Annotated in this window: 4 protein-coding genes; 3 read left to right on the top strand and 1 reads right to left on the bottom strand. The window is 69.6% G+C overall.

The genetic code is table 11. The features are described 5' to 3' along the window. Positions 1 to 861: hypothetical protein (locus VNE62_12205; protein ID HVE93043.1), on the bottom strand; the 861-nt coding region annotated here is incomplete at its 3' end. A 97-nt stretch (positions 862 to 958) separates the two neighbouring features. Here VNE62_12205 and VNE62_12200 point away from each other — a divergent pair. From VNE62_12200 to VNE62_12190, 3 genes are all read left to right on the top strand, one after another. Beyond that, positions 959 to 1,849 carry a 3-keto-5-aminohexanoate cleavage protein gene (locus VNE62_12200; protein ID HVE93042.1) on the top strand — a complete coding sequence of 297 codons (891 nt, stop codon included), beginning with the start codon at positions 959 to 961 and terminating at the stop codon, positions 1,847 to 1,849. Positions 1,850 to 1,867: 18 nt separating this feature from the next. Beyond that, positions 1,868 to 2,080 (top strand): biotin/lipoyl-binding carrier protein, encoded by a 213-nt coding sequence (locus tag VNE62_12195; protein HVE93041.1) that lies wholly within the window; start codon positions 1,868 to 1,870, stop codon positions 2,078 to 2,080. Next, positions 2,081 to 2,615: histidine kinase N-terminal domain-containing protein (locus tag VNE62_12190; GenBank protein ID HVE93040.1), on the top strand; the 535-nt coding region annotated here is incomplete at its 3' end.

Genomic DNA, 2,615 nt, shown 5'->3' with positions numbered 1-2,615 from the left:
CTGGGCCTGGACCGTGTGGATCCCGGGATCCAGCCGCGCGGTGGCGGTCCATGGGACCTCCGGCGACGGGCACGCCTGGCAGTCCGCAACAACCACCCGTTGAGCTCCCAGACCCGCCAGCGACGTGATCAGGACCTCGATCCGTCCGACGACGGTGTCGTCCGAGGCGGAGCCGAGGACCTGGGCGGGGGCGGTCCGGTTGTAGATCTGGTGGTCGGAGATGCTGTGCATGGTCACCTCCGGCGGCTCGAAGTCGTCCGGAAGGTCGATCGTGAAGGTGACGGAGGCGGCCTGGCTGCGGAAGCCGTCGGCGTCCAGCGCCACGGCCGTGGCCACGTGGGTTCCCTCGGCGTGGCCCCCGACGTAGGACCACTCTCCTGCATGGATCGGGCTGGTGCGCATCAACACGCCGTCCACCGAGACCTCGACTCCCACGACGCTCGCCGTCACCGTGCCGTCGAATGTCACGTTCGGGCTGGTCAGTCGCTGGCCGTTCGTGGGCGTCCGGATGATTGGGGCCGTGACCATCCGGTCGCTGATGACCCCGCACATCCCGCTGCACTGGCCGTCGGTGAGCGACGAGTGCGGCACGCACCGGTACCGGACGGTGCCCCCCGGGAACTGAGCCGAGAACTGGTCGCCCGGAGAAAGTGGGCCGGAGTCGAATGTGGCGCCCTCCCACGCGGTCACTGTGTGGAATCCGCTGGACATGTCCCACCGGATCTGGTCGCCCGCGGCGGCGGTCACCAGGCGCGGGGTGAAGGAGGTGCCACCCGCGTCGATGCTGTGGGTAGCTGCGCCTGCGGGGAGCGGCAGGGAGCCGACGAGAATCACGGTGAGCATCAGTGCTACGCGTCGCACGGTTCGTACTTCTGCCGCCGGAGGCAATCTCCTTCCGGCGGCGGCCCCCGGCCGCGACGGTAGTCTGAACCGCTGGACCCGAGCGGGAAAGGACGCCATGGCGGTCGAGGACAAGGTCATCATCTCCTGCGCCATCTCCGGGGCTGCGGCCAACCGCCAGCAGTGCCCGTACATCCCCTATACGCCCGAGGAATACGGGGAGGAGGCGCGGCGAGCTCGCGACGCCGGAGCTTCGGTCGTGCACATCCACGCGCGGAATCCGTCCACCGGGTTTCCCTCCTACGAGTCGTCGGACTACCGCGCCATCACCGACGCGATCTCGGCGGCCGCGCCGGACCTCGTCATCAACTACTCCACCGGCGCGATCGGAATCGCCCGCGAGCAGCGGATCGCACACATCCGCGAACTCCGTCCGGAGATCGCCGCTTTGAACATGGGGTCGATGAACTACGCGATCTACTCGCGGACCAAGAAGGTCTTCCACCTCGACGCCGTGTTCGCCAACCCGTTCGGCGACATCGTGTTCTTCCTGGAGGCCATGCGCGAGGCGGGGGTAAAGCCCGAGTACGAGTGCTTCGACTCCGGACACGTCAACAACGTCCTGCTCCTGCACGAGATGGGGCTGGACGACCCCGCGCCACACTTCTCGCTGATCATGGGCGTCCACGGCGGGATCTCGGCCTCCGTGGAGAACCTGGCGCACCAGAAGTCGATGCTGCCCCAGGGGTCGCACTGGCAGGTGGTCGGCGTCCGCCAGCCGGAGCAGTGGCGGATGGTCGCCGCGGCCTTGGCCCTGGGCGGGTCGTGCCGCGTGGGCCTGGAGGACAACTTCTATGTGGCCGACGGCGTCATGGCGACCTCCAACGGCGAGCTCGTGGACAAGGCAGCGCGTCTCGCCCGGGAGGTCGGGCGTGCGGTCGCCGAGCCGGCGGACGCCCGCCGGATGCTCGGCCTCAAGGCCCCGGCTCGGGCGGGCGCCTCGTCGTGATCCTCCAGGGCAAGCGCCATGGCTGAGGTCCTGGCCGAGATGGTCGCCAACGTCTGGAAGGTGACGGTCCAGGCGGGCCAGCGTGTGTCCGAAGGCGACACCCTGGTGATCCTGGAGTCCATGAAGATGGAGATTCCGGTGACATCCCCGGCCGACGGCACCGTCACGCAGGTGCGCGTGGCTGAGGGGGCGGTCGTCCAGGAGGGCGACGTGATCGCCGTGGTGGAGTAGGTGGCGACCACTTTCACAAGCGTCGGCGGGCGGTCCGGCGAGCCACTGCTGCTCGGCTCCCTGTGCTCCCGGGCGGGAAGCATCAGCACCGCCGAGATGGAGCACCTGCACCGGCTGGTGGCCGTCTGGCAGCTGCTGGCGGACCTGTCGTTCGCCGACCTGCTGCTGCTGGCCCCCATGCGACGCCAGCCCGACCGCGACCTTCTCGTCCTGGCGCAGACGCGTCCGGACACGGCCCAGACCCTGTACCCCGAGGACCACGTGGGGACGGCGCTTCTCCGGGAGAACGCGTCGGAGGCTCAGCTGGCCCTGGAGACGGGACAGCCGCACCGCGGCGCCGCGGACGAGCGGGGGGTGCAGCGGGTGGCCGTCCCGGTCAGGGTGGAGGACCGCGTCCCCGCCGTGCTGTTCAGCGAAGGTATCCCGTACGGCGGACGCCGCGTCAGCGGCGTCGAGGAGGCCTACAGCCGGGCGGCCGACTCGCTGTACTCGATGATCCTGGAAGGCGTGTTCCCGTTCCCGGGGATGCAGGACT

It is taken from the genome of Actinomycetota bacterium, assembly GCA_035536535.1.
GTDB lineage: Bacteria > Actinomycetota > JAICYB01 > JAICYB01 > JAICYB01 > DATLNZ01.
The sequence above is the reverse complement of the archived record's forward strand: the minus strand, read 5'-3'. Positions and strand labels throughout refer to the sequence as shown.

What these genes read in the sequence shown, in the direction of transcription:
- VNE62_12195 (HVE93041.1), top strand. Translation starts at nt 1,868, where the DNA reads ATGGCTGAGGTCCTGGCCGAGATGGTCGCCAACGTCTGGAAGGTGACG.
- VNE62_12200 (HVE93042.1), top strand. Translation starts at nt 959, where the DNA reads ATGGCGGTCGAGGACAAGGTCATCATCTCCTGCGCCATCTCCGGGGCT.